The organism is Kamptonema formosum PCC 10802 (genome assembly GCF_000332335.1).
Classification (GTDB): domain Bacteria; phylum Cyanobacteriota; class Cyanobacteriia; order Cyanobacteriales; family Oscillatoriaceae; genus Oscillatoria.
In genome coordinates this window covers 3,581,370-3,603,210 of record NZ_KB235948.1, presented here as the reverse complement: position 1 = coordinate 3,603,210, position 21,841 = coordinate 3,581,370, and the positions used below count along the sequence as shown (strand labels likewise).

Below are 21,841 nucleotides of genomic sequence, written 5' to 3'. Positions count from 1 at the left end.
GGTGGTAATTTATAGGAAAGAATTATGGAAGGTAAGCCCCCTGAATCCCCAAGCCTTCAACAGGAGGCGGTGAGCGAGAAGACTTCAGCTGATCGCCTCAAAGAACTTGCAGGAGTTAGCCCGGATCTGGCGCGACTGGTTGCTAGCAATCCGGGCGCAACTCCAGAGCTGCTGCGAGAACTTGCCGAGAGCACAAATCCCCACACTCGCCAGAATGTGGCAGCTAACCCCAACACGCCGACTGAAGTGTTGATGAATTTAGGGGAGGAGTTTCCACAAGAAGTTCTGAATAATCCTGTCTTTTCTTTACTGTTTCTGGAAAACCCGAATATTGTCAACCGAATGCCCCTGGCTGCTCTGCGAAATATCGTCGAGCAGGAGGGGGTGCCGGTGTCTTTTCTGGAGTATGCAGCGCACAGCTCGGATGCCAAAGTGCAGATGGCGGTGGCGACAAACGCCCAATCTCCTTCGGCGACATTACAGAAACTGGCGAAAAGCCGGTATTCTGAGGTAGCAGAAGCTGCAATGCTGCATGTGAATTTAGCAGGAGAGATTGCAGAAGGCTTGGGTGAGGCAGAATTTCGGGCAATTCAAAACACTGCTATCAGTCAGGAGAAATATTGCTTTTTCTTAGAAAGATTATCCCATATAGGTGCCATTCCTTATTTTGCCATTCAAACTTTACCTGAGAATAGCCAGCTCTTTCTCCTGATTGCCAGCAATCCCCACACGCCTGGAAGAACGCTGGAGGAATTGGTGAAAAATACGGATTGGGAAATCCGTCAGGCGGTTGCGGCAAATCCCAGAACACCGGCGAGAAGTCTCGCTCACTTGTGTCAGGATAAAAATTGGTGGGTTCGCTGGGAAGTTGCCCGCAATTCCAACACGCCGGCAAGGGTTCTGGAGCATTTAGCGCTTCGAGAGGTGCGCTCTGAGGTGCAATTAGCTGTGGCGGCGCACGCCCAAACTCCTGTGCCGGCATTGCAGAAGTTGGTGAAAAGCCGGTATGGTAAAGTGGCATCAGTAGCGCGGCTGCGCCTGGATTGGGCGGGAGACAACAAGGATGGATGGTTAGAAGCCGCTCAAAAGATTGTGCGGGAGTTGGATGGGAAATCCTTGGAAGAGTTGGCTGAGAAAAGTTTAAGCAGTCAGGCGGCAAGCCGGTTGGAAGAATTTCTCTCTAATAATGATTTGTGGGACAGGCTGGAAATCGCCCGCGATCCGAATACTCCTGATATAATCTTGGAGCAGTTGGCGAAAGAGGATGATTTTTTCCTGGGTTGGGAACTCGCCCTAAACCACAATACTCCTGGAATAATCTTGCAAAAGCTGGCTGACAGCAATCATTATTTAATCCGTCGGGATTGCGCCGCCAACCCCAACACTCCTGCAAGTGCATTGGAACTCTTGGGGAAAGACCGTGATTCTAAGGTTTGCGAAAAAGTTGCCTCAAATCCCAATACGCCTGTAAGCGTTTTGGAGCTGTTGGGGAAAAATAGCGCTCATGGGATTCGCCAAAACATTGCCTTAAATCCCAACGCTCCTGCAAGTATTCTGGAGCTGCTGGTGAAAGATAAGGTTTATGGGGTTCGCTACAATATCGCTTTAAATCCCAGCAATCCTGCTAGCATTCTCGAACAGCTAGTAAGCGATGGCAACGCCGAAGTTCGCCAAGTTGCCGTCGCGCCGTACTTGGCGAGAAAGCCAGAGGGTTTACCCCTGGTGCTGGAGCATTACAGCAAGGATGACAAGCCTTCTTTTAACCGGCTCCTGCTTCTGCTGCACCCCGAAATTCCCGCTAAAATTCTAGCGGAAAACGTCCGCTCCTCAGTATGGCTAGAGCGGTATGCTGTCGCCCAGCATCCGAATACGCCACTGAGTGAAGTCGAGGTTTTGGCGCGGGATAGCAACCGCATTGTTCGGGCTGCTGCTAAAGCCAATTTGCAGGGGCGCAGCTAGTACCTATTTTGGATTTTGGATTTGGGATTTTGGATTGAAAAAGGCGGCATTAAAGCCTTTGCAACTCCAGGGGAAAATACTGTCTGTAGCGTATCTCATATTAGTGAGGTGCTGAGAAACCCGGTTTTTAAGACCCCGGGTTTCTTATGCGTAACTCATCCAAATGAGAGCCGCTATCTAGTAGGAATAGCAAAGGTTATAATTTACAGCGTCGCAGCCAGCAGCTATGATATCATAGCCGGGGGCTCCCGATTTTATATCCCTGTAGGGGCGGGTTCGCCCGAAATCTTTCAGACACAGTGAAGGGCATTAATAAACCCGCCCCCACACAGCCGGTTTGCCCCGCAACTAGCTACGGCGACAGACGAAACCCGCAAGGCAAGGGTTTCAAAAGTCATTGCCGGCAGCCTATACTAGGAATAAGAGATTTCCACCCAACGGATGATGGAAGCCAAACCCCCTCAATTCCTGAGCCTTCAACAGGAAGCCGCCAACGAAAAGACTTCAGGCGATCGTCTGGAGAAACTTGCCAAAAACAGCCCCTCCCTAGGGCGACTGGTTGCTAGCAACCCCAGTGCGCCACCGGCACTGCTGCAAAAACTGGCCGGCACCGGGGATGCCCCCACCCGCAAAAATGTGGCAGCCAACCCCAATACACCGGCTGAGGTGCTGCTGCAGTTAGGCGCTGAGTTTCCAGAAGAACTTCTGAACAATCCGGTATTTTCTCTTTTGCTGTTAGAGAATCCCCATGTGGCAGAGCAAATGCCATCGGCAACTATAGCGAGTCTTGTCAAGCGGGAGCCGGTGCCGCTTTTTGTCTGGGAGGCGGCGGCAAAGAGAAACGAGCTAAAGGAAATACTCTTAGAAGTAGCGAACAACCCCAAAACTCCTTTGGCGATCTTGGAAAAACTGGCGAAGAGCGCCTCTGGCGCAGTCCAACAGGCAGCGCAGCTTCATGTCAACTTGGCGGGAGAAATGACCGAACGATGGGAGCCAGCGGCAAGAAAAGAGATTTGTAAAATTTACTTTTATGATAAAATAGGAGCTTGGAAGTTATCGCATGGGGCGTCTCTGGTGTCGCCCTATCAGCAGGGAATAGAAGTGTTAGAAAAATTAGGAGCAATTCCGGAGTTGTTAATTAGCAGTTTACCAGAGATCGCTGGCTACTTTCCTAGGATGGCCTCAAATCCCAATACGGCGGGCAGCATCTTGGCTCAGTTGGCGAAAGAGAGTGATTGTAAGGTTCGCTCAGCGGTGGGAAAAAATCCCAACACGCCGGTCAGCGTCTTGGAAATGTTGGCGAAAGATAGTGATTGGATGGTCCGCTCAGAGGTAGCTAAAAATATCAACTTGCCGGTCAGCATCCTGGAGAAGCTGGCGAAAGATGGTGATTTTGAAGTTCGCACAAATGTTGCCCTCAATACCAACATGCCGGTCAGCCTGCTTGTGCAGTTAGCGAAAGATATTTGTTGGCGAGTTACCGCAGGCGTAGCTTCAAATGCCAACACGCCGGTCAGCCTGCTTGTGGAGTTAGCGAAAGATAGTAATGCGGCAGTTCGCTCAGAACTTGCCAAAAATCCCAACACGCCGGTCAGCCTGCTTGTGGAATGGGGGAAAGATAGTAATGTGCTGGTTCGCTCAGAACTTGCCAAAAATCCCAACACGCCGGTCAGCCTGCTTGTGGAGTTAGCGAAAGATAGTAATGCGGCAGTTCGCTCAGAACTTGCCAAAAATCCCAACACGCCGGTCAGCCTGCTTGTGGAATTGGGGAAAGATAGTAATGTGCTGGTTCGCTCAGAACTTGCCAAAAATCCCAACACGCCGGTCATCCTGCTTGTGCGGTTAGCAAAAGATAGGGATTGGAAGGTTCGCGCAGCAGTTGCCAAAAATCCCAACACGCCGGTCAGCGTCCTGAAGAAGTTGGCGAAAGATCGTGATGTGAGCGTTCGCAGCCAAGTTGCCATAAATCTAAACACACCGGTCAGCTTGCTTGTGCAGTTGGCGAAAGATAGTAATTGGTTGATTCGCGACTACTTGGCCAAAAAATCCAACACGCCGGTCAGCGTGCTGGAGCAGCTATTAGGCGCTCCAGAAGAGACTATTCTGCAAATTGCAGTCGGGCGGTACTTGGCTAAAAACCCTGACGGACTACCCGTGGTACTCCAGCATTATCCCAAAGATTCTACTCCTGAATATAGCTCGCCTAAATACAGCCGGCTCGTTATTTTACTGCACCCGCAAGTTCCCAGCACCGTGCTGGCAGCACACAGCCGGTCATTAGCGTGGTGGTATCGCTATGCTGTGGCGCAGCACCCCAATACCCAACCCGATGCGCTCGAAACTTTGGCCGGTGACGCCAACCGCCTTGTCCGCGCCGCTGCCAGAGCGAATTTACAAAATCGCCAAATCCAGGGATAATACGATTGGGGAGAATTCAGTCGGCTTGTTTGAGGCTGAAAATTCCTAGAGTAGGAATAAGCACTTTCCTCCCAGCGGATGATGGAAGCAAAACCCCCTCACTCGGTGCGTCTTCAACAGGAAGCCGCGAGCGAAAAGACTTCAGGCGCTCGCCTGGAGAAACTTGCTAAAAACAGCCCCTATCTGGCGCGACTGGTTGCCAGGAACCCCAGCGCGCCACCGGCACTGCTGCGACTGCTCGCTGGCAGCGGGGATGCCCCCACCCGCAAAAATGTGGCAGCGAATCCCAATACCCCGACGGAGGTATTGCTGCACCTGGGCGCTGAGTTTCCCGACGAACTGCTGAGAAATCCGGTCTTTTCTCTTCTGTTCCTAGAGAATCCCAGACTGTTACAGGAAATGCCACCGGCAACTCTGGCGAGTCTTGTCCAGCTGGAGACGGTGCCAGTTTATTTTTTGGAATGGGCGGCCAATCAGGAATATTATAACGATGTGATATTAGCCTTAACGAACAACCCCAAAACTCCTCTATCCCTTCTCAATAAACTGGAAAGTAAATATTTATACTTAGACGTGAAGCAGTCCTTGAAGCTGCACGTCAGCTTGGCAGGAGAGATGGCAGAAGGTTGGGAGAGTGCGGCCAAGGACCTGATGTGGGACTTCTCACTTCCGGGCAGCAAGCCTGAGATTCACACCCCCTACGACCCCCGACTTCTTCTATTTATGAATATCGGAGCTCATCCCGATATTATTATAAAGTATTTCCCAGAAAATAAAATGATTTTTAGCTCTCTGGTTTCCAATCTAAACGCACCAGTTATTCTTTTGGAGAAGTTTGCAAAAACCGGGGATTTGTGGCTTCGCAGTTGCGTTGCTAAAAATCCTAAAACGCCGCAGAACATCCTGATGCAGTTAGCCTCAGATAGGGAGTCGCAAATTCGCTATGGCGTGGCTGCGAATCCTAACACACCGGCCAGGATTCTGGAGCAGTTGGCGCAAGAGAATAGTGAGTCGCTCCTGCAAAGTATTGCCTCGAATCCCAACGCGCCGGCTAGCCTGCTCTTGCGGTTGGCGCAAAAGAGGACTTGGCGGGTTCCCGAAACCGTTACCGCCGGTTCCCACACCCCAGCCGGCACTCTTGAGCCATTGGCGAAAGAGAACTATTCCGTGCGCCGGTGCGTTGCCGCTAATCCCAACACGCCGGCGAGCGTTCTTGTGCAGCTGGCGAAAGATAATGACCAGTGGGTTCGCCAAAACGTTGCCTCCAATCCCAGCGCACCGGCGAGCCTGCTCGTGCAGTTAGCGACAGACAATCATTCGGATATTCTTCGCGAGTGGGCTGCCTTTCCCCGGACCCTAGGCAGCGATTCGGAGCAGCTGGCAAAAGATATTAATTCCGCGATTCGCTGCAGTGTAGCCGCTAATCCCAGCGCGCCCGCCAGCATTTTGGAGCTGTTGGCGTCAGATAGTAATTCCAAATATCGCTGCAGTGTGGCGGCGAATCCCAAGGCACCAGCCAGCATTCTCGAACAGCTGGCGAAAGACAGTGATGTGGGGGTTCGGCGAGGCGTGACCGCGAATCCCAGCGCGCCCGCCCGCGTTCTTGAGCTGCTGGCGAAAGATAGTGATGTGGGGGTTCGGCGAGGCATTATCGCCAATCCCAACGCGCCCGCCGGCGTTCTGGAGCTGCTGGCAAAAGACAGCAATTCCTGGTTTCGCGAACAGGTTGCCTCTCATCCCAACGCCCCCGCCCGCATTCTGGAACAGCTGGCGAAAGACAGCAATCCCTCGTTTCGCGAAAAGGTTGCATCTCATTCCAACGCGCCCGCCAGCGTGCTGGAGCTGCTGGCGAAAGACAGCAATTATAAGGTTCGCCAAGCCCTTGCCACAAACCCTAACACCCCTGCCAGCCTCCTGGAAGTGTTGGGGCAAGACAGCGATTCCAAGGTTCGCCGCTCCCTTGTTTTTAATCCTAACATACCTGTCTCAATATTGGAGCGGCTTTTGGGCGATTATGAAGAGAAAGTTCTGGAAATTGCAGTCGTGCGATACTTGGCTGAAAACCCAGACGGGCTGCCAGTGGTGCTCCAGCGCTATCCCAAAGACTCCTTTCCTCGATACAGCAGGCTGTTTATTCTCCTGCACCCCCTAGTTCCCAGCACCTCGCTGGCAGCCAACAGCAGGTCATTGCGGTGGCGGGAGCGCTATGCAGTGGCGCAGCACCCCAATACCCCACCGGCAGCGCTCAAAACTTTGGCAAGGGACGCCAACCGCATTGTCCGCGCTGCTGCCAGAGCGAATTTACAGAATCGCAAAAACCAGCAATAATAGCATTTGGGGAGAATTCAGCCGGCTTTTTCGATCCGGAAAATGCCCGATCCAAAGGCTTTTATAAACCTCAACTCTCCGATCCCGAATCTAAAATGCCATGACTCCTGCTGCCCTGAAAGCTTACCTCAACAGCCTAGTCAGCAAAAACCTGCAAATCAGCACCATGATTTGGGGACCCCCCGGCATTGGCAAATCCAGCATCGTCGCCCAAGTCACCCGCAAACATAAAATCGACTTCACCGATGTGCGCCTCTCTCAGCTGGCTCCCACGGACTTGCGCGGGCTGCCGGTTGCCGAAAATGGCATCTCCAAGTGGTATCCCCCGGAATTCCTCCCCCGAAATGGCAAGGGCATCCTGTTTCTCGACGAACTCAATATGGCCCCACCGGCCATGCAAGGAGTTGCCCAACAATTAATCCTCGACCGGCGCGTTGGCTCCTACGAAGTTCCCCCCGGCTGGTACGTTTGGGCTGCCGGCAACCGCAAAGAAGATCGCGCCGCCGTTTTTGACATGCCCTCCCCCCTCGCCAACCGCTTTTTGCACCTGCAAGTCGAGCCAGATTTCGACAGCTTCAAAGCCTACGCCCTCGCTACCAGCGTCCACGAGCAAATCATCGCCTTCCTCTCCTTCCGCACCACCCTGCTCCACAAACTCGACCACCAGCAGCCGGCTTGGCCCTCCCCCCGCTCCTGGGTGATGGCCAGCCACCTCCACAAAGCAGGGCTGAGCATTGCTCCCGCAGTAGGTATGGAAGTTGAATCAGAATTTGACGCTTTTGTCAAGCTCTACCAGAATTTGCCCGACTTGACGCGCATTTTTATGGGCAAAGGCGATGCGATTCGCTTTCCCTCCGAGCCTTCTGTGCGCTACGCCACCACCATTGGCTTGGCGGTGCGAGCCGGTGACGCCACCCAAGCTTACAATGCCTTCACCTGGATTTCGGAGGTGGCGACGGCTGAGTGGGTGCAGCTTTTCGCCGTGGACTTGTTCCGCCAGATGCGGCTGAAAGGGCAAATGGGAGCTTTGGCTAAACTGGTGCAGCAGAACGAGCAACTGAGAGGTTTTCTGAAAGATTTTCAGGGGTTGGTGGGGCTGTGAGAGGGAACGATTTTATTTGAACCGCCCCCGTGCAAGAGCGCCAAGGGAAGGATTGAGAGGAGAGGAGATTCCCCTCGTTCCCAGCCTCAGGCTGGGAACGCGACTCTGGAGGCTCTGCCTCCTTTCGACCATATACAGATTAAAAGCCTAACAGCTTAGATCGCCAATGTAAGAAGTAGGAGTGATTGAGCGGATAATAGATTTAATATGAAATTGGAACCGGATATTGAGAGGATTGTCAGCGCTTCCCTGTTGCGGTTGCGGATGAAATCTCCTTTTTTCGCCACGCTGGCGCTGTTTACCCATTTCCAAGCTACGCAGACTTTGCCCACTGCATGCACTGACGGTCAAGATATTTTTATCAACCCAGATTTTGTGCGCTCGCTAAGCTCACCTCAAGTGGACGGTTTGTTGCTGCATGAAGTGCTGCACGCGGCGTTGCTGCACGTTGTGCGGCGGGGACAGCGGGAGCCCACCCTGTGGAATATTGCCGCTGATATTGTGGTGAATGGGATGATTGTCGGGCAGCCCGGATTTGAACTCCCCGCCGGCGGCATTCGTAACCGGCAGCTCGAACACCTGAGCGTCGAGGAAATTTATGAAATCCTGCTTAAGAATACCACATTTTACCAGCTTAGTCAACTGGATTTATTAAGTCAGGCTCCAGCTGACGTATCAGGAGACGGGCGCGAGAGCAGCAGCAGTGCCGGCAAGACACCGGCAGGTTCTGGAAGCGACACCGGCTCTCTAAATAAAGCGAAACAAGCCTCTCTGGAAACGCACTGGAAAAATGCCATACAGCAAGCTTTGGTTGTGGCTCGCTCTAGCAACAGCCAGGGAAGCGTGCCGGCGGAGATGCAGCGTGAGCTGGGGGCATTAACTCGGGCGCAGCTCGACTGGCGCTCGTACCTCTGGCGCTATTTGGTGCAAACCCCGACAGATTTCACCGGCTTTGACCGCCGGTTTATCGGGCGCGGACTTTATTTGGAAGCGCTGGAAGGCGAATCCGTGCAGGTGTTTGTTGCAGTCGATACCAGTGGCTCCGTTGGGGATGGCCAAATGCAGATGTTCCTCAGTGAAGTCCTGGGAATTCTCAGCGCTTACCCCCACCTGAAATGCGAACTGTACTATGCTGATGCAGACGCTTACGGACCCTATTCCCTGACACCAGATAGCTCCATCCCAAAGCCGGTGGGCGGTGGCGGCACTTCCTTTGTGCCGTTTTTTGAGAAAGTCAGCGCCAACAGGGATTGGCACTCCAGCGGCGTCTGCGTTTACCTCACCGATGGCTACGGCACCTTTCCGGCGGAACCGCCTCCGTTGCCGGTGCTGTGGGTGGTGACTCCCGGCGGGCTGAGTTTGGAACATTTTACCTTTGGAGAAGCCGTTCGGTTGCTGTCAGTTAACTAAACATCAGTAGGGTGCGTTACCCCAGGAACGCACCCTCCCCAGTCAGGTTCTTTCAATCCCAAATCCAAACTCCAAAATCCACAATTGGTATCACCTCTTACCAAGTCGGGTCAAAATCTATATTAATCGTCAGCTTATCTCGCCCCGGCGGCACTGCTGTAATGCAGGAGCAGACAGTCCCGCCGCCATCAATTTCCACCTCGCAGGCGTGACACGAGCCCATGAGGCAGCCGGTGGGAATCGAGACACCGGCACGCTCGGCAACATCCAGCAGGGGCTCTCCAACCTCTGCATCAACTGTGACCTCATCTGGCAAAAATCGAATGCGAACGCTCATAAATTTACCTAACTATGACGTCATTATAAAACCTAACATGGCCTTGACCAGAAACCGGGTTTCTTTAAGAAACCCGGTTTCTTGATGTTACGTTTTGTTGCCCTGCTTATCGGACAGGTGCGCGATATGTAGCGTATTTGTAGAGACGCGACATGTCGCGTCTCTGGTGAGGCTGCCAGCAGAATTTAGAATTGCCATTTCAGCATTTGCCTCTCGGCGAAATTAAGGGAGGCAGAGCCTCCCGATATTCGCTCCCAGGCGGAGCCTGGGAGCGAGATCCTCCAAAAGTTGCCACTTAGGTTACTTCATATTTTTTCTTCCTTCTCCCTTAATGAGACAGAATTGGCGATAAATCTAAGCTCTCACCCACAATATCTGCCAGGGAATCGAGCAAAGTTTCTCGCTGTTCCCGGTAGTTGGGGATGCCGGTGGGCAAAGAAATCAGACCGCGCTGCTGGCGGAGGTGATTCAGCCAAGCGCGACGCCAGGGGCCATTATCAAAGATGCCGTGGAGATAGGTGCCCCAGACAGATTGGTCGGTACTGACCACACCTAAATTAGGATCGTCAAACAGAAGTTTGACTTTTTTTTCTTCGAGCACTTGGGTGCGACCTTGATGGATTTCATAGCCGAGAACCGGCAAACCGGCTTGAGGCTGGGCAGAGCTAACTTGCCGCTGGCGGGCGATTTTCTGGGCAGTCATCACAGTTTTGACCGGCAGCAGTCCCAGCCCTTCGTGCCGGCCTTGCTCGCCCTCAATCCCCTCTGGATCTGAGAGGATTTGCCCGAGCATTTGAAAGCCGCCGCAGATGCCCATAACTGTGCCGCCGGCAGCCACATAGTTTTTAATTTCTTCCGCCATGCCGGTTTGTTGCAGGAGGAGCAAATCAGGAATCGTGGTTTTGGTCCCCGGTAAAATCACAGCATCTGGATGTCCCAGCGACTGTTTGGGCCCGATGTATTTCACCGTGACCGTGGGTTCAGCTTCCAGGGGGTCAAAATCGGTAAAATTAGAAATGCGAGGCAGGCGAATAACCGCGACAGTGAGTTCGCTGTGGGTTTTGCGAGAAGAGCGCTCCAATAAAGAAACCGAGTCTTCCGCCGGGAACAGCTCGTCTATCCAGGGCATGACGCCGAGAACGGGGATGCCGGTGCGTTTTTCCAGCCAGTCTATCCCCGGTTGCAAGATCGAGCGCTGTCCGCGAAACTTATTGATAACGACCCCCCGAATCAAAGCTCGCTCGTCCGGTTCGAGCAATTCCAAGGTGCCGACAACGTGGGCGAAGGCACCGCCCCGGTCGATGTCAACCACCAGAATTGTGGGAGCTTTCAAGTATTTTGCCACCCGCATGTTTGTCAGGTCGCGGTGTTTGAGGTTAATTTCAGCGGGGCTGCCGGCCCCCTCACAAACAATCAGGTCAAACTCGCTCCCGAGCTGTCGGAGGGATTCCTCAATCGCCTGCCACCCGATCTCAAAATATTGCTCGTAATATTCAGCGGCGCTGACTTTCCCGGCCACTCTCCCTTTAATAATAACCTGAGAAGTCATATCGCCTTGGGGCTTTAATAAAATCGGGTTCATTTCCACCCAAGGCGTCACGCCGGCTGCCCAAGCTTGCACGGCTTGCGCGTAGCCGATCTCCCCACCGCTGGTGGTAACATAGGCATTCAGGGCCATGTTTTGGCCTTTAAAAGGAGTGACTCGCCAACCCCGGCGCGACAGGAGCCGGCACAGGGCTGTTGTTATTAGCGATTTTCCTGCGTGGGATGTAGTTCCCACTACCATAATGGCTTTCATAAAAAAATAAGGAGTGAGGGGTTTCGAGGGGTTAAGAAACCCGGTTTCTTAAAGAAACCGGGTTTCAAAGGAGAACTCAGCAGCTCCCGCAAGCTGACCGCTAAAAAGGCAGTCGCAACCACCGGCTCACTGCATTATAAAGGCGATCTCGCCAAGTGGGGGGCGGCAAGCTTCCGACCGCGCTCTGCCATTTGTCTGACAGCATCCGTCCCAAGGGCGTCAGGCGAAAACTGTCGGTAATGCCCTGGCCATCCACTTCTCGCCGCAGGACGCCAACTTGAATCAGCCACAGGAGGGCGTTTTCTGCGGCCAATTCCGGCACCGGCGCTTTCGTGTACTGGTGGCGCACGCCCTCAGAACCGGCCATGCTGGCGAGGGGCACGCTTTGCCGCTGCATGGCGGTATATAAGTGCAGCCCGAAAGGGGCGCAGCGCATGGCTCGCTTGGCGCGTGCCACCGTGCGGGGGGGGTACTGAATCGATTGCCTGTTTTTGAGTGCGACAGCTGTCATTGTGTATCTTTTGCTACAGCAGCGAGTTTGAGGGACTGGTAGAAATCTCTCTCAGTTGTAACATCCATTGCAAAAAAGCTTGGCTGTCCGGGCACTTCACCGATGGATGAGAGCTGTTTGGCAGGCAAGCTCGACAGTCTATCGTCGGCTGCTGCAGGCAGCCGAGAGAGCGTTACGCTTGCCAAAATATGCTATAGTTTGCGATTGGCAGCGGACAATAGCCCGAGAACCAAAGGCGGACGGTTGCCTTGAAATAGGGAGCCATCTTAACCTGAAAACCATTCGTCCGGTTGACTTCTCTCTCATTTGGATGCCCGTTTCTTTAACTTTATAGAGTGGTAAACGGGATCTAGATTGAACTCAAAATGGTGCTGGGATTTGACTGCGGGCATTGGTTGATACGCCGAGGGTTGAGAGACTCTCTCAGCTTATGTATTTGTTAGCGACTGTTAAAGGTTGTTAGCAAACAAGTATCGGTTCCGGTTGAAATCCCCCTGATTTAAACGTCTAGTCCAAGATAAGCACCCTGCTCTGGCACGGTAAACAGTGCTAAGCTGTAACACGGCGGGACAAAAGCCCGGGAGGAGTGTGCGGCAGTCACTGCACTGCTGTTACCCTCTCGGGCTTTTTGGTTTTCTGCACTGCCGGTCGGGTTCCTCTGACAGCTCTAGCAATGGACAGTCAATTTAGGACAAGGCATCTCACTGGGTCGTAGGGACAGGGACAGGCGAGACGCCTGTCCTACGTCCCAACCTAAGTGGCTACTGCTATAACAGCGAATTGAGATATGAGCGAAAACGAACTGTTTAAAACTCCAGACTCCAGCGGGCACCGGCTTCCCGAAACCGAGGCGCAGCGAGCCCTAGAGCGAGAGGCGCGACTGCCGCTGACTGGGTGGCAGCAGGAAGTGTCGAGAGGTCTGGAGTTCGGCCTGGAGGCGGCTCAGAGCATCCGCGACCGCAGCATTCCCACCTTTTCGCGCGGCGAACTGCCTCACTACGCCGGCATCAATACCTTCCTGAAAGCCCCCTACCTGGAAGACGTGCGCCAAGTCGGCAATTACGATGTCGCCATTGTCGGCGTCCCCCACGACTCCGGCACCACCTACCGGCCCGGCACCCGCTTTGGCCCCCAAGGCATCCGGCGCATCTCCGCCCTCTACACCCCCTACAATTTTGAACTCGGCATCGATTTGCGCGAGCAAATTACCCTGTGCGATGTCGGGGATATTTTCACCATCCCGGCGAACAACGAAAAATCCTTTGACCAAATTTCCAAAGGCATCGCCCACATTTTCAGTTCGGGCGCTTTTCCTATTATTCTCGGCGGCGACCACTCGATAGGCTATCCTACCGTGCGGGGAGTTTGCCGGCACCTGGGGGACAAAAAGGTGGGGATTATTCACTTTGACCGGCATGTGGACACCCAGGAAACGGACTTGGACGAGCGCATGCACACTTGCCCCTGGTTCCACGCCACCAACATCAAAAACGCGCCGGCGAAAAACCTGGTGCAGCTGGGAATTGGCGGCTGGCAGGTGCCGCGCCAGGGGGTGAAAGTTTGCCGGGAGCGCGCGACCAATATCCTAACGGTAACAGATATTACAGAAATGGGCTTGAACGCTGCGGTAGAATTTGCCATAGAGCGAGCGACTGACGGCACGGACTGCGTGTATATCAGCTTTGATATTGACTGCATCGATGCCGGTTTTGTCCCCGGCACCGGCTGGCCCGAACCGGGGGGCTTGCTGCCTCGGGAAGCGCTCTACATGCTGGGGCAAATTGTCCGGCGAGCGCCGGTGTGCGGGCTGGAAGTGGTGGAAGTTTCGCCACCTTATGATATCAGCGACATCACCTCGCTGATGGCGACTCGCGTTATCTGCGACACGATGGCCCACTTAGTCCTTTCTGGCCAATTGCCGCGCTCCCAAAAGCCGGCGTACATTCACCCAGAAGCGCAGCCAGAGTTGATTGCAGAAGGCAGCTAGGGCCATGCACGAAACCGATATGACGAAGGCGTTAATTCTCACCGTCAGAGAGTGGTGGGAATCCCAGCCAGAACGCCTCAAAATTGAGTGCATTCACTTGGTGGTAGGCAAATTTACTTGTGTGGAGCCGGCTGCTTTGCAATTCGCCTTTGAGGTGCAAACTGGCAGCACCTTTTTGCAGGGAGTTGAGCTGGCAATTCGGGAGACGCCCCTGATTGCCTACTGCCACCGCTGCCGGCAGGAATACGCCCCCGAAATAGGCATTCAATATGCCTGCCCCCAGTGCCGGTCTCCGATGGAGGATATCCGCTCGGGTCGGGAGCTGAAAATTGACCGCATTGAATACAGTTCAGACGCTTATGCACCAAACACTTGACGCGGCGTTGGAGATCAATCTGCTGCACGCCAACCAGCAGGGAGCCGACCACAATCGGGCGCATTTCGATCAGTGGGGCATTACTTGCCTGAATGTGATGAGCAGCCCGGGTGCCGGCAAAACGGTGCTTTTAGAGCGCACGCTAGAGGCGCTGAGCGGCGAGCTGAAAATTGCCGCCATCGAAGGGGATATGACCACCGAGCTAGACGCAGAAAGGCTGCGCCGGTACGGGGTGCCGGTGATTGCCATTAATACGGGTCGCTCCTGTCACTTAGATTCCCGGATGGTGGCCGGTGGCCTTCACACCCTGTCTCACCAGTACAATCCCTCAGAGTTTGATTTGGTGCTGGTGGAAAATGTGGGAAATCTCGTTTGCCCAGCTGAGTTTGAAGTGGGAGAGCACGCCAAGGTTGCCCTGCTGAGCGTGACGGAAGGAGAGGACAAGCCCCTCAAATACCCCATCATGTTCCAGCAGGCAGACTGCCTCCTGATTACCAAGATGGACTTAGCGCCCTATCTGGAAATTGACATCAGCCGCATTGAGGCAAATGTCCGCCAGATGAATCCCGACATAACTATTATACCTGTTTCTGCGAAAACCGGCAGCGGATTGCCGTCTTGGTTTGACTGGGTGCGCCAGCAAGTCAAACAGGGTGCGGAACGCTAGTCGCGCGACAGGGGAAAGGGGAGGAAATCCCCTCCCCCATTCAAGGAAAGCCCCTGCGGAAGGAGGGGGAAAGCATAAATTCGCCAAAGGAGATTTAATGAAAATTCGCTCGCTCCTGCCTTTACTGGCTTTATTTTTAGCCAGTTTAATCGCTGCCGCCAGCTGCACGCCCTCCGGGACGCCACCGGCAGCTGCAGCGGTGCGCATGGGTTTTAGCGCTTGGCCCGGGTGGATTCCCTGGGAAATCGCCCGACAAGAAAAGCTGTTTGAAGCCAATGGCGTCAGTGTCGATTTGAAGTGGTTTGACGGGTATTTGGATTCCATTAATGCCCTAGCAGTCGGCCAGCTAGACGCCAACACCCAAACCCTCAATGATACCATTACCTCCCTAGCCGCCGGCTCCGAGCAAGTGATTGTTTTAGTCAACGACAACTCCAGGGGCAATGACAAAATTATTGTCCGCGAAGACATCAACAGCATTGCTGACCTGAAAGGAAAGAAAATCGCCGTAGAGGAGGGGACAGTCGATCACTTCCTGCTGCTGCTGGGACTTCAAAAAGCCGGCCTGACCGCAAAAGATGTCAGCATTCAGCCCCTAGAAACAGGAGCGGCTGCAGCAGCATTTGCCGCCGGCCAAGTAGATGCCGTAGGTGTTTTTGCTCCTTTCACCACAAAGGCCCTAGAGCGCAAGGGCAGCAAAGAGCTATTTAGCTCAAAAGACTTTCCGGGAGCAATTCCAGATCATTTGACCGTCAGCCGCAAACTGGTTGAGGAAAAGCCGCAAGAGGTTCAGGCTCTGGTAAATACCTGGTTTGCTATATTAGACTTCATCCAAAAGAACCCAGACAAGTCTTACGAGATTATGGCCAAACGTGCCGGTGTGTCCGTTGAAGACTACAAAAAATACGGTGCGGGCACGGCAATCTTCAGTATAGCAGATAATTTGAAGGCGCTCACTCCCGGCAATGATATGACCTCCTTGCCTCACGCCGCGCAGGAAATCAGCAAATTTTTACTGGAAGCCGGCTTGATAAAAAAAGCGCCAGACCTGACCCGGCTCTTTGACGACAGATTTGTGAGAGCGTATGCAGCCGGTCGCCAAAACTAATACAAATTTTGGATTTTGGATTTTGGATTTTGGATTTGGGATTTGGGATTTGGGATTGATTTGTGCAATGCCCCAATCCCGCCGCAATGCCCATCACCTAAACTGACTGTCTGCTGCTATAACAGAAAACCAACAGTGTCACAGATATGGAACTAGAATACTTAAACTCAAACGATTCAGACCGGCCTCAAAAAATGCTGCCGGCCACAGTATTTTGGCGAATTAGCGAAGACATTCCCAAACCCCTGACGTGGGCGCTGATGGCCCTATCCGTGGGCGTGCCTTTTGGCGTGTGGTGGCTCATCTCCAACTCAGGATTTGTCCAGCCGCTATTCCTGCCGGCACCGGCTCAAGTTTGGGAAGCCCTAGCGCGTCTTTGGCAAAACGGCTCATTACAAACCGATACAGTATTCAGCCTGTTTCGGGTGCTCAGCGGCTTTTTGCTAGCGGCTGCTATCTCCATCCCCCTCGGCATTCTCATGGGTGCCTTTGCCAGCATCCGCTCCCTCACCGAACCCATCATCGCCCTTGTGCGATATATGCCGGCACCCGCCTTTATTCCCCTCCTCATCCTTTACTTCGGCTTGGGCGAAGTGCCCAAAGTTCTCCTGATTTTTATCGGCACCCTCTTTTTCAACACCTTAATGATAATGGATGCCGTCAAATTCGTCCCCAAAGACTTAATAGAAACCACCTACACCCTAGGGGGGCAGCGACTCCAAGTCCTGCTCCTCGTTATCTCTCCCTACATTTTACCCAAAATCATAGACGCCTGTCGCGTCAACATGGCCGCTTCTTGGAACCTCGTCATCGTCTCAGAATTAGTCGCCGCAACAGAAGGGTTAGGCCGGCGCATTAGCGTCGCTCAAAGATTCCTCAAAACCGATGAAATCTTTGCCGGACTGATTGTCATTGGCCTCATCGGTCTAGCCATCGACCTGCTGTTTCGCTTGCTGCTGCGAGTTGCTTGCCGGTGGGCAGCAGAATGAACAGCCCGCCAGTCACTGGGGGAATCCCAATCCCCCAATCCCCCAATCCCGGCACCCCAAAAAATTCCCCCTTACCAACTCCCTCTAAATTATGATGCACCTAGAAGTTTCTCGCCTTCACAAACAATTCAAAACAAGACAGGGATTCATCGTCGCCCTCAAAGATATCAACCTGCACGTTGAAGAAGGAGAATTTGTCTGTGCGGTTGGCGCGTCTGGTTCGGGAAAGTCAACACTGCTGCGGCTGATGGCTGGGCTGGATACGCCCACAGCCGGTGAAATTCGAGTCGATGGAGTGCCGGTGACGGGTCCCGGACCAGATCGCGGCATGGTGTTTCAAAGTTACACCCTTTACCCCTGGATGAATGTGGCGGCTAATGTGGGTTTTGGGCTGAAGCTGCAAGGGGTGCCGGCAGCGGAATGCCGGCGGCGAGTTGAGCGCTACTTGGAGGTGGTGGGACTGTTGGAATTTGCCAACGCGCTGCCGAAGGAACTGTCGGGGGGGATGAAGCAGCGAGTGGCAATTGCCCGCGCTTTAGCCTGCCAGCCGAAAATTCTGCTGATGGATGAACCGTTTGGCGCGCTAGATGTGCAGACAAAAGAAGCGATGCAGCAATTTCTCCTCGAACTTTGGCGGCGCACCGGCACGACTATTTTTATGATCACCCATGATGTTGATGAGGCGGTATTCCTGTCGCAGCGGATTTATGTTTTGAATGCGCGCCCGGGCAGCATTAAACAGGAATTGAAGGTGGAGTGGCCGGCAGAGCGAAATTATCACATAAAGCGCTCCGCCAAGTTTCAGGACTTGAAGGATGAAATCATGGGGTTGCTGCGGGGAGAAGAAGCTGTGCTGGCCGCCTCGGCCAACTAGATTGCCGGTTGCTCGTTCCCAGGCGAGCGCCTGGGAGCGCCCCACAAGAGGCGCTGCCTTGAAAAGGTTTGTAGTTGGGCTTTAGCCCAACCGTTGCCCCGCCCTCAAGGCAAGTTTTCACTGCTAGCGGTGTGCGCAGTTCCGAAGCGACTGCCTCCTATTTTATCGAAGCTCCCCTGGAAATGCCCCACGGCAGGCTCTATAGCGTGCCCAGAAACCCGGTTTTTTTAAGAAACCGGGTTTCTCAGTACCTCACTAATATGAGAGACGCTATATAATAACGATTAAAACTATCGACAAAGAGATATGACCCTACCTGTGGGCGCAGCTGCCCCCGCTTTTACCGCCAAAGACACCACCGGCAAAACCGTTAAGCTGTCTGATTTCGCCGGCAAAATACTCGTCCTGTACTTCTACCCCAAAGACGACACCCCGGGCTGCACAAAAGAAGCGTGCAGTTTCCGGGACTCCTACAGCGAATTCCGGGGCAAAGATATTGCCGTACTCGGCGTCAGCAGGGATGATGAAGCGTCCCACCAAAAATTCACCGATAAATTCAGTCTGCCTTTCCCGCTGCTAGCAGATGTGGATGGTGCCATCACCAAAGCTTACGACGCTGTAAAAGGCGAGAAAGCCAAGCGCGTCACCTATATCATAGACAAAATCGGCAAAATCGCTCAAGTCTATGAAGGCGACAGTCTCAACACCGAAACCCACGCCAAGGATATCCTCGCGGCAATGGTGTGAGCCGGCGCATTGAGGTACTGAGAAACCCGGTTTCTTTCAGAAACCGGGTTTCTGCGTTCCCTCCGGCCCAGTGTCCTGGGAGGGCGGGCCAACCGGCCCCCGGCGAGGGGGCCACCGGCACTCGCCCCCCCAGCACCAGCACACCCGCTGCCGGCGAGTGTTACAATTTTTAACAAATCCTAAAATTCGTGAGGAGCATTTATGCCTTTAGCGGTCGGCACTGTCGCCCCGGACTTTACCGTAAAAGACACCAACGGCAATACCGTCAGCCTGTCTGACTTCGCTGGCAAAACCGTCGTTTTGTACTTTTACCCCAAAGACGACACACCGGGCTGCACCAAACAAGCCTGCAGTTTTCGGGATACCCACACCGAATATCTTGGCAAAGAGATAGTGGTGCTGGGTGTCAGCAGGGATGATCAGGAGTCCCACCAACTCTTCACCCAGAAGTACAATTTGAATTTCCCACTTCTGGCAGATGTCGATGGTGTTCTCACCAAAGCTTACGATGTGGATGGGGGCGGCTACGCCAAGCGCGTCACCTACGTCATCGACCCGGAAGGCAAAATCGCTGTAGTGGACGCGGCAGTCAATACCGCAACCCACGCCCAGGATATTCTGGCGCAAATCGCCTGACCGGATTGTGCGTAAGGCGTCCTGGCGCGCTCTTGGGGAACTAATCCTTTGACAAGACCATCTGAAAACTAACGGAATTGCTTAGTCACCGCCCGTCAAGTTGCCTGAGGGCGGTTTTTTGTATAGAAAAGTTCGGAATACCCTACCGCTAGCCGTGCCGGAAAAAAATTGCAGCCATAAGGATAAAGAACGTAACCGTTAGCAGGCGACAGCCACTTATGATCTCTACCAAATTCCAGTCGGACGCCCCCTCAGCAATTCCTCCCGGCTTTTCCCTACTATCCATTACCCAAACCACAAAACTTAAAACCAAACCCGAAGATTCATCGCAGCTCGCCCCCTACCAGCAAGTCGAGCTGCTGAAAGGGCAGACCTTTTACATCCTCGGATATGCCTGCATTGAAGGGCATTTTCGAGTCACCTTTTCCAAAAAAACTCCCGGCTTTGGCACAACCGGCTATCTCTACTGGCAGCACGTTAAAATCACAAAAGACGGCAAAGAGGTGCGGTTTGACCCCAACGCTGTCCTGTTAACCATTCTCAAAAATACTGCCTTAAAAAAGCGCCCCGCTGACCCCGCCACCCTGAAACCGGCAGAAAAAATTTCCCTCCCCGCTGGGATGGTTTATGGCGTCGCCGGCTACCTGCTGGAAGCGGGAAACCTGAAAGTCTCGCTGACAGAAAATATCCCCGGATTTGGCAACACCGGCTACTTATCTCCGGATGCTGTGCAGCTGAGTCGGGGTGGCAATTCCCTCAGCGACGCGCAGGTGACAGGCTTCAATGGCCCAACAGAAGTTTTGGCCAAACAGCCCACAACACTCACCGGCACTTTTGACCCCCTGCGAGTGGCTTCTGTAGAGCTGGTTGCTGAGGATAAATATCCCCTTGCAGTCACGCTCAACCGCTCGCAAGGCACCTGGCAAGTCAAGCTGAGTCAAGGATTTCAGGAACCCGGCGCACGCTGGCTGCGGCTGAAAGGTAAAGACAGCACCGGCCTAGTTGTTAGCAGCCAGCTGGTGAACATCACCGTCAGCAAGAATGCGACGACGGTTGGGAAATCGCTGACATTGAAAACTCTCAAGGACACCTTTTTTAAGGTAGCGCCGGTAGATTCTTCCAGCCTGAATTCCCAGCAAAAAGTTCTGGTGAAAGCCGGTAAAACATTTGGCGTCAGCCAATACGGACTGGCAGAAGGGCACCTGAAGATAACGCTCAGCTCGCCCCTGGAGCCGGTGGGAAATTTTGGCTATTTTTACGAACCTTATGTACAGCTGAGTAAAGGCAACCAAATCCTCAAATTTGATATCGACGATGTGCCCGACACTCACGTCAGCGCTCAGATGCTCGTCACAGAAGCCACCAGCCTCAAAGCTGCGCCGGTCGATTCATCCGAGCTGGCAAAAAATCAGAAATATGACTTGACATTGGGGCAAGTTTATGCTATAAGTGGTTACGCCAGCATTAAAGGGCACTATCGCGTCACTCTCACCCAATCAATTCCCGGTTTCGGAAATGTTGGGTACGTCTACTGGCGTCACGTTAAAATTAAAAAATTTGACCGGGTGGTGACGTATGACCCGAACGCTCTCACGGCGACAGTCCTGCAACCGACGGTGTTGAAAAAGAAGCCGGTGGATGCCAGCCAGTTGAGCAATACTGAGAAGATCGCTCTGCCGGTGGGACGAGTTTACGGGGTAGCCAGCTACACACTAGAAGAGGGTCACATTAAAGTATCCCTGACCGAACAGCTGCAGCAGTTTGGCAACACCGGCTACCTCTATCCCAGCCATATCCAGATGCGGCGGGGGGGTACAACTTTCGACCCTTTCCCCAACCAAGTCGAGCTGAACGTGCCGTATTTTTCCCAGCGGGACAACCCCCGCTTCTACTGGTCTACTTGCAACGTCACTTCGATTGCAATGGCATTCTATTATTATGGCATTCGCAGCAATTCGGGAGGGCAGCTGGAAGACGAATTGCTGGAGTGGTGCGTCAGCCAGTATGGGGAAGGATCTCAGACAGATCATACCGTGCTTTCCGAGCTGATTCGCGCCTATGGTTTCAAGACCAGTTTTAGTGCCAACCGCACTTGGTCAGAGGTGAAAAATGAGCTGAATAACGGGCGTCCTTTCGTGCTTGCCGGTGACTTTACAGCCAGCGGGCATGTCATCTGCGGTGTTGGGCACACCTCCGAAGGTTTGATTGTCAACGATCCTTGGGGAGATGCCCTCACCGGCTACTCCGATACAGAAGGGGGAAAATTGCTCTATCCCTATGGCTATTTGAATCAAGTTGCCGGTCCTGATGGGAATATTTGGGCGCATTTTATCCAGCCATAATTCCTCGCTCCCGCGCTGAAGCCCCTACAGTCGCTGGAAATGTAGGGTTTTTCTAGAGATACTGAGAAACCCGTTTTCTTAAAGAAACCGGGTTTTTTATGCGCACATCATCCAACAGAAAACCTCTATAAATAACCCAAGGAAAGCACCGAATGAGGCAGAGCCTCCTTCACGGCGTTCCCAGCCTCAGGCTGGGAACGAGGGGAAAGGCTTTACTGCGGCTTTTTCAATCCAAAATCCAAAATCTAAAAT

18 protein-coding genes are annotated in these 21,841 nt (G+C 53.4%); 14 read left to right on the top strand and 4 right to left on the bottom strand.

Features of this window, described 5'->3' with window-relative positions; all coding sequences use genetic code 11:
- Window positions 1–24 precede the first annotated feature (24 nt).
- From OSC10802_RS0115440 to OSC10802_RS0115420, 5 genes are all read left to right on the top strand, one after another.
- Window positions 25–1,959: a variant leucine-rich repeat-containing protein gene (locus OSC10802_RS0115440; RefSeq protein WP_017717672.1), complete on the top strand. Its 1,935-nt coding sequence runs from the start codon at window positions 25–27 to the stop codon at window positions 1,957–1,959.
- 441 nt (window positions 1,960–2,400) lie between these two features.
- Window positions 2,401–4,377 carry a HEAT repeat domain-containing protein gene (locus OSC10802_RS0115435; RefSeq protein ID WP_052334310.1) on the top strand — a complete coding sequence of 659 codons (1,977 nt, stop codon included), beginning with the start codon at window positions 2,401–2,403 and terminating at the stop codon, window positions 4,375–4,377.
- A gap of 78 nt (window positions 4,378–4,455) precedes the next feature.
- Window positions 4,456–6,705, top strand: a complete 2,250-nt coding sequence (locus tag OSC10802_RS0115430; RefSeq protein WP_017717670.1) for a variant leucine-rich repeat-containing protein — start codon at window positions 4,456–4,458, stop codon at window positions 6,703–6,705.
- A 100-nt stretch (window positions 6,706–6,805) separates the two neighbouring features.
- Window positions 6,806–7,807, top strand: a complete 1,002-nt coding sequence (locus tag OSC10802_RS0115425; protein WP_017717669.1) for an AAA family ATPase — start codon at window positions 6,806–6,808, stop codon at window positions 7,805–7,807.
- A gap of 207 nt (window positions 7,808–8,014) precedes the next feature.
- Window positions 8,015–9,217, top strand: coding sequence for a vWA domain-containing protein (locus OSC10802_RS0115420; RefSeq protein WP_017717668.1), 1,203 nt, complete (start codon window positions 8,015–8,017; stop codon window positions 9,215–9,217).
- A gap of 97 nt (window positions 9,218–9,314) precedes the next feature.
- Here OSC10802_RS0115420 and OSC10802_RS0115415 read toward each other — a convergent pair whose 3' ends face one another.
- From OSC10802_RS0115415 to OSC10802_RS49965, 4 genes are all read right to left on the bottom strand, one after another.
- Window positions 9,315–9,554: a 2Fe-2S iron-sulfur cluster-binding protein gene (locus OSC10802_RS0115415; RefSeq protein ID WP_017717667.1), complete on the bottom strand. Its 240-nt coding sequence runs from the start codon at window positions 9,552–9,554 to the stop codon at window positions 9,315–9,317.
- A 328-nt stretch (window positions 9,555–9,882) separates the two neighbouring features.
- Window positions 9,883–11,352: a cobyric acid synthase CobQ gene (gene cobQ, locus OSC10802_RS0115410; RefSeq protein ID WP_026098511.1), complete on the bottom strand. Its 1,470-nt coding sequence runs from the start codon at window positions 11,350–11,352 to the stop codon at window positions 9,883–9,885.
- 100 nt (window positions 11,353–11,452) lie between these two features.
- Window positions 11,453–11,863, bottom strand: coding sequence for an Npun_F0494 family protein (locus OSC10802_RS0115405; RefSeq protein ID WP_017717665.1), 411 nt, complete (start codon window positions 11,861–11,863; stop codon window positions 11,453–11,455).
- Window positions 11,860–12,048, bottom strand: coding sequence for a hypothetical protein (locus tag OSC10802_RS49965; protein WP_155967844.1), 189 nt, complete (start codon window positions 12,046–12,048; stop codon window positions 11,860–11,862). The genes OSC10802_RS0115405 and OSC10802_RS49965 overlap by 4 nt, the downstream gene beginning before the upstream one ends.
- A 602-nt stretch (window positions 12,049–12,650) precedes the next feature.
- On the opposite strand from OSC10802_RS49965, the gene OSC10802_RS0115400 reads away from it, so the two are divergent.
- The 9 genes from OSC10802_RS0115400 (at window position 12,651) to OSC10802_RS0115355 (ending at window position 21,589) form a co-directional block, all read left to right on the top strand.
- Window positions 12,651–13,850, top strand: a complete 1,200-nt coding sequence (locus OSC10802_RS0115400; RefSeq protein WP_017717664.1) for an agmatinase family protein — start codon at window positions 12,651–12,653, stop codon at window positions 13,848–13,850.
- A 4-nt stretch (window positions 13,851–13,854) separates the two neighbouring features.
- Window positions 13,855–14,226, top strand: a complete 372-nt coding sequence (gene hypA, locus OSC10802_RS0115395; protein ID WP_017717663.1) for a hydrogenase maturation nickel metallochaperone HypA — start codon at window positions 13,855–13,857, stop codon at window positions 14,224–14,226.
- Window positions 14,210–14,893 (top strand): hydrogenase nickel incorporation protein HypB, encoded by a 684-nt coding sequence (gene hypB, locus OSC10802_RS0115390; protein WP_017717662.1) that lies wholly within the window; start codon window positions 14,210–14,212, stop codon window positions 14,891–14,893. Before hypA ends, hypB begins: the two co-directional genes overlap by 17 nt.
- 97 nt (window positions 14,894–14,990) lie before the next feature.
- The gene (locus tag OSC10802_RS0115385; RefSeq protein ID WP_017717661.1) at window positions 14,991–16,001 is read left to right on the top strand and encodes an ABC transporter substrate-binding protein; all 1,011 of its coding nucleotides are present in this window, start codon (window positions 14,991–14,993) and stop codon (window positions 15,999–16,001) included.
- Window positions 16,002–16,147: 146 nt separating this feature from the next.
- Window positions 16,148–16,990, top strand: a complete 843-nt coding sequence (locus OSC10802_RS0115375; RefSeq protein ID WP_017717659.1) for an ABC transporter permease — start codon at window positions 16,148–16,150, stop codon at window positions 16,988–16,990.
- Window positions 16,991–17,084: 94 nt separating this feature from the next.
- Window positions 17,085–17,864, top strand: coding sequence for an ABC transporter ATP-binding protein (locus OSC10802_RS0115370; RefSeq protein ID WP_026098509.1), 780 nt, complete (start codon window positions 17,085–17,087; stop codon window positions 17,862–17,864).
- Window positions 17,865–18,170: 306 nt separating this feature from the next.
- The gene (locus OSC10802_RS0115365) at window positions 18,171–18,611 is read left to right on the top strand and encodes a peroxiredoxin (RefSeq protein WP_017717657.1); all 441 of its coding nucleotides are present in this window, start codon (window positions 18,171–18,173) and stop codon (window positions 18,609–18,611) included.
- A 201-nt stretch (window positions 18,612–18,812) separates the two neighbouring features.
- Entirely contained in the window at window positions 18,813–19,247 is a 435-nt protein-coding gene (locus OSC10802_RS0115360) for a peroxiredoxin (protein WP_017717656.1), read from the top strand.
- 218 nt (window positions 19,248–19,465) lie between these two features.
- Window positions 19,466–21,589: a C39 family peptidase gene (locus OSC10802_RS0115355; protein WP_017717655.1), complete on the top strand. Its 2,124-nt coding sequence runs from the start codon at window positions 19,466–19,468 to the stop codon at window positions 21,587–21,589.
- Window positions 21,590–21,841: the final 252 nt, after the last annotated feature.